10 protein-coding genes are annotated in these 4,780 nt (G+C 57.3%); 4 read left to right on the top strand and 6 right to left on the bottom strand.

Annotated features, from left to right (window positions below; genetic code table 11):
- Positions 1 to 285: 285 nt before the first annotated feature.
- The 5 genes from AC2VNK_RS08115 to AC2VNK_RS08095 all read right to left on the bottom strand — a co-directional run bounded on the left by AC2VNK_RS08115 (position 286) and on the right by AC2VNK_RS08095 (position 2,228).
- Positions 286 to 660, bottom strand: coding sequence for a GFA family protein (locus tag AC2VNK_RS08115; RefSeq protein WP_486883421.1), 375 nt, complete (start codon positions 658 to 660; stop codon positions 286 to 288).
- A 23-nt stretch (positions 661 to 683) separates the two neighbouring features.
- Complete coding sequence (brnA, locus tag AC2VNK_RS08110; protein ID WP_291508735.1) at positions 684 to 953, bottom strand: type II toxin-antitoxin system BrnA family antitoxin; 270 nt, start codon at positions 951 to 953, stop codon at positions 684 to 686.
- A gap of 226 nt (positions 954 to 1,179) precedes the next feature.
- Positions 1,180 to 1,497, bottom strand: coding sequence for a helix-turn-helix transcriptional regulator (locus tag AC2VNK_RS08105; RefSeq protein ID WP_291508736.1), 318 nt, complete (start codon positions 1,495 to 1,497; stop codon positions 1,180 to 1,182).
- On the bottom strand, positions 1,490 to 1,816 hold the full coding sequence (locus AC2VNK_RS08100) for a type II toxin-antitoxin system RelE/ParE family toxin (protein WP_291523909.1): 327 nt from the start codon (positions 1,814 to 1,816) through the stop codon (positions 1,490 to 1,492). Before AC2VNK_RS08100 ends, AC2VNK_RS08105 begins: the two co-directional genes overlap by 8 nt.
- 160 nt (positions 1,817 to 1,976) lie before the next feature.
- Positions 1,977 to 2,228 (bottom strand): dihydrofolate reductase family protein, encoded by a 252-nt coding sequence (locus AC2VNK_RS08095; RefSeq protein WP_486883422.1) that lies wholly within the window; start codon positions 2,226 to 2,228, stop codon positions 1,977 to 1,979.
- 43 nt (positions 2,229 to 2,271) lie between these two features.
- Here AC2VNK_RS08095 and AC2VNK_RS08090 point away from each other — a divergent pair, with 43 nt between their 5' ends.
- The 3 genes from AC2VNK_RS08090 to AC2VNK_RS08080 all read left to right on the top strand — a co-directional run bounded on the left by AC2VNK_RS08090 (position 2,272) and on the right by AC2VNK_RS08080 (position 3,168).
- Positions 2,272 to 2,436 (top strand): tyrosine-type recombinase/integrase, encoded by a 165-nt coding sequence (locus AC2VNK_RS08090; RefSeq protein ID WP_486883420.1) that lies wholly within the window; start codon positions 2,272 to 2,274, stop codon positions 2,434 to 2,436.
- A 178-nt stretch (positions 2,437 to 2,614) separates the two neighbouring features.
- Positions 2,615 to 2,839 (top strand): hypothetical protein, encoded by a 225-nt coding sequence (locus tag AC2VNK_RS08085; protein ID WP_291523907.1) that lies wholly within the window; start codon positions 2,615 to 2,617, stop codon positions 2,837 to 2,839.
- Between the two features lie 62 nt (positions 2,840 to 2,901).
- Complete coding sequence (locus tag AC2VNK_RS08080; RefSeq protein ID WP_291523905.1) at positions 2,902 to 3,168, top strand: hypothetical protein; 267 nt, start codon at positions 2,902 to 2,904, stop codon at positions 3,166 to 3,168.
- Here AC2VNK_RS08080 and AC2VNK_RS08075 read toward each other — a convergent pair.
- Complete coding sequence (locus AC2VNK_RS08075; protein ID WP_291523903.1) at positions 3,165 to 4,088, bottom strand: LysR family transcriptional regulator; 924 nt, start codon at positions 4,086 to 4,088, stop codon at positions 3,165 to 3,167. The two genes, AC2VNK_RS08080 and AC2VNK_RS08075, sit on opposite strands and share 4 nt — an antisense overlap.
- A gap of 105 nt (positions 4,089 to 4,193) precedes the next feature.
- On the opposite strand from AC2VNK_RS08075, the gene AC2VNK_RS08070 reads away from it, so the two are divergent.
- The coding region (locus tag AC2VNK_RS08070) for an MFS transporter (RefSeq protein WP_486883419.1) at positions 4,194 to 4,780 on the top strand (587 nt) is incomplete at its 3' end.

Raw genomic sequence — 4,780 nt, 5'->3', positions numbered from 1 at the left:
CGGCGACGACGGAGACAAAATACGCGCTGAACACGGCGGTGATGACCACCGTCGTATAGCCGGAATTGGCGAAGTCGTACATCGCCCATGCCCACACCTCGCGGCGGCGCACACCGGGTTGAAGCAAGACATTCATTTACAAAATGTCACGAAATATGATGTTAAGAAAACCGAGGCCGCAGACATCACGGCGCTGCGGGCGCATTGGTGAAAATGTGGGGGTTTGCTTCCCCCAAGCAGAAGATGGCTAATTCGGGAAGCAGGCGTTCAATAGGACCCAATGAGTTACTTGAGAGAAACAACGTTTTCCTCCCAGTGCCGGCCATCGAACTGAACAATCTCTGGGCTTTCGCGTGCGAGGTCATAGTCATCGAGAACTCTGACGTTCACAGTATAAAGATCAGGCGCAGCCCGAGGTCGGGTAAAGACGTGAATGCCACAGGTCTTGCAGAAGTGATGTTTTGCGAGCTTGGACCCAAACTGATATGTACCAAGGTTGGCCTCACCAGATAACAGACGGAAGCGATCCGGAGTGACACGGTGATGAAGGATGCCCTTTTTATGGCAGATCGAGCAGTTGCATTCGATCACACGATCAATGACCGTTTCGATCTCGAAGCGCACGGCACCGCAGTGGCAGCTTCCGATGTAGCGTGGCATCTCCGTAGGCCCTAGCGTGGAGTTCAGCGGAGCGCCGCATCGCGGCGCGTCCGTTGGAACGTAGTGTTAGAAGCAGACTCTTCAAGGCGTTCAGCGAGCCACACCTTAATAATGGATTGCCGGGTAATGCCGAGCTTTCCTGCCTCTCGATCTAATGATTCAATCATCCACGTAGGAAAATCGACATTAACGCGCTTTTGCTCCTGCAACACGCGTTTCGCCTTGGATAACTCCAGAGCAGCAGTAATATCAACACCCTCATCAAACTGTTTATCGAACGTTTTAGCTTTCATATAGTGCTGCCTCCTCTGTTCGTGATCGACGAACAGAAATAAGTCGAATATTTGCCGTTTCCCTAGCCTTCGGCTCTGCGAAAACCTGGCCATAGGACTTCCACTTATGAAGTAACGCGCCATACCCGGCGCACACGAATGATGTAACCGGCCGCCGGACCCGCGTAGTGGCGGAGGGAACCTGCAGGCGCAGCTTGCGGGCAGTCCGGTTACCGATGGATTGGCGTCAAGCAGTCTTCTGCGGCACAAGCTTCACTTGAAGCTCGCACCCCACGGCCTGGGCATACCGCTTGAGGGTTGCGAGCGAGGGCGCATGCTTTCCGGCCGACTCGAGCCTCGAAACCGCACTCTTGGTTGTTCCCATCCGTTCCGCGACGGCGTCTTGCGTCAGGCCCGCACGGGATCGTGCCTTGAGCATTTGGCTGGCAACTTGGTACTCAAGGGCAAGGGCGTCATAGGCTTCGACGAACCCCTTGCGGGTTGCCGCCTTGGCAAGGAATTCCTTGTGGGAATGACGGACGGGTTTAAATTTCAGTTCAGCCATTTGAAACCTCCTTCAGGCGCTTGCGCGCCAACTTAAGTTCTCGATCAGGCGTCTCCTGCGCCTTCTTGATGAAGGCGTGGAGGACGACGGCCCGTTTGCCAACGAGAAAGCAATAGAACGCTCTACCGATGCCGGAACGACCGCGAGGCCGAAGCTCAAACAAGCCATCACCGAAAGCCCGCGAGTGCGGCAGCCTGAGACTCGGCCCATATTCGGCCAGCAGTTCGACCAAACGCGCGTAGTCGGCGAGGACATCTACGGGCCACGACTCAATCTCGTGGAGAACGCGCTCGTGGAAGTACTCGATCTCGAAGGACATGAACGGACGTTAGCAAATACGCGAACACGAAGCAATGTGCGCTGCCTCTGACGCCCAACGTAAAGCAGTCGGCTGGAGCGCATGGTTGGAATGGTGTTAGGGCGCAATTCGCCGGGGTTGGATGTCGTTTGAATCTTGGCCGAGGGCGCGCCATCCATTTTTATTCTTTCTCCGGCTCGTAGGTGGCGATCACCACGCCGGCGGACGATGTGACGCAGTGTGTCAACCGCAGCGCCAGTTTCACTTGTTCTGGGAAAAGCCGACGATCGGTGCCGAGAACCAGTGGGTGGATCATCAGCAAGTATTCGTCAATCACGTCAGCGGACAACAGGGTTTTAATCAATTCCCCACTGCCCATGATTCCCAGCACACCATTCGTTTGATCCTTGAGTATCCGCACGACCTCCGGGATATCGCCGCGTAGCAGCGTCGAATTTGGCCACGGCAGAGGGTCCGTGAGAGGTCCACCATATCACCTGCTGGAGTCGGGTCAGGACATTCGCACGGTGCAGGAATTGCTGGGGCATTCCGATGTGAGTACCACCATGATCTATACCCATGTCCTGAATAGCGGGCCGAGCGGCGTGATCAGCCCCCTGGACCGCCTGCCGCAGCTTTGATGGGACAGGGTTTTCCCATTCCCCCGATAACCTCTGTCCAGCAGCGTCGCTGGTGATATGGCATGGGGTGGATTTCAATGCGGTTCACCCATGGTAACCCCGACCACCATCGCACTTGCCATGAGCCCCTTCAGCGTGTACTGTACTTTTATACAGTAACCACCGAAGGAGGCATCACATGGCACCCCATCATTTTGCATCGCAGTTCCGGCCCAAGACGGCGGGCATTCTGGTCTTTGGCACGCTGATTGGCCTCTGGCTGGGACATCAGGAAAAAGGTTATCAGCCCGGCCCGACGTCCTCTATGGAGTCTGTGGTACTTCAGCAGACTCAGCAAACGGCTACCTTCCAGCGCACCGCACAAGACCAACCCGCCACGGAGCCTTTTATGGTGCGGCCGTGATAAACTGCGCCGGACAAAAATGGCTTTAGGGCCGATCACACACGGCAAATTAGGGAGTTACTTTGGAACTGGATCACAAGGCCCGCGAGGCCATAGAAGACATCATCAACCGCCGGGAGGGCATCAACTCCATACAGGCGCAACTGAAGGAGGACATCAAGGCGATAGCCGAGTACCTTGCGGTAAAACCCGCGCAGGTGGCCCGGATCATCAGCCTGGTGGAGCGGGAGCGTGCCAAGGGGGATGTACTGGAGGCCGAGCGTGGGGTGATTGACGCGGCGGAGTCCATGGTCCCCGTAACGGCGTCGGCGGAAGCGCAGGACGCTTAACGCAGCGATGCGGCTGCGGTGTCTGACGCATGCACTGCATCCGCATCCAGAAATTGCAGAAATGCCTGGATGGTATGGGACTGGTAAATGGGCTGCGGTCTGGCCATATACAGTGTCCATTGAATGCCGTGCGGTGACGGTAAGCGGCGTACGTGGACGCGCCAGTCTTTTCGGCAGCGCAAGGCTGCGGCAGTCACAAACCCGATGCCTAGCCCGGCGTCTACGGCGGCACCTACCGCCTCGACACCGGTCACTTCGATGGATTGTTTGGGCGTCAAGTGTGCGTCATGAAACACCCGCTCCACAGAGCGGCGAATGCCCGAGGCGCGTTCCCGCCAGATCATGGGGTAGGACATGAGGCTTTCCAGGGTGAGGTCATCTTGCGCCAGCAGCGCGTGGCCCTCCGGGAAAATCGTCATGATTTCATCGTGTAACCATGGCGTTACCGTATAGTAGGAAGGCAACCCTTCCAGATCCAGCCCGCCTTCCAGAAAGAACAAATCCCAGTCGGACAACGAGATGTCCGACCAGTCGATGATGCCACCGCGCAGTTGGAGTTCCACATCGGGGAACTGGCGCTGAAAGGCCACCAGACGTTGCGGCAAAAAATAATTGGCCACCGTATTGGTCGCGGCAATGCGCAGCACGCCGTTTTGCAGGCGCTGCCGACGCAACACGATGTCGTCAAATTCGTCGACCACATCGCGCAGCCGCTGCGCGGTGGAGAGCAATGCCTCCCCGGCCGGCGTGAGGCGAATACCGCGGCCGCTGCGCATGGTAAGTGGTTCCCCCACTTGCTGGGTGAGTTTCTGTAAACGTTCCGTCACCGCCGGCTGACTGCGGTGCAGCACCCTGGCCGCCGCGCTGATACCCCCGGACCGGGCTACCGTTAGAAAAGTCAGCAAAAGCTCGGTGTCCATATATCGCTATCCCCTATAGGTTAGTTATAAATTTCCAATTTGACCTATATATTCACGGGCCGCATTATCGCTACGTCTTCCGAAAAATAGCAAACGCAACCGCCCGTGACGTCTTCCCTCCGTATTGCCGCCCCGATACCAGCGCTCAGCGCGTCTATGGTGGCACTCCTCAACCTGGTGATCGGGCTGGGTCACTTCCTTGTACTCTTCAACACCGGGGCCTATCTACCCATGATCCCCCACGTTGCCGGGAGTCTGGGCGTCAACCCCGCCTATGCAGACTGGACCCAGGCGAATTTTTTCCTGGCTATGGCGCTGGCCTTTCCCACCGCGACGTGGTTTCTGAACCGCTGGGGGGAGATGCGCAGCCTGCTCGGCTCCTTCCTCGCCTTTGCCATGGCTTCCACCGTATGCGCCCAGACCTCCAATTACGACTGGTTTTTGGCCGCGCGCGTCGTCCAGGGTTATGCGGGCGGACTGACTATTCCCATCTCTCTTGGCGTCATCCTGCGTCACTACACCCCACAACGGCGCAATATTGGCCTGAGTCTGTGGGGCATCGCCGCCATTACACCGTTCACCTTAGGGCCGACCATCGGCGGCTGGATCACCGACACCCTGGGTTGGCGTTGGCTTTTTTACCTCAACATACCCATTGCCGTCGCAGTCGCCTTGATCAGTGCGATACTTCT

This window comes from Acidithiobacillus sp. TH-A35, assembly GCF_057473505.1.
This window is presented reverse-complemented; position numbering and strand designations above follow the sequence as displayed.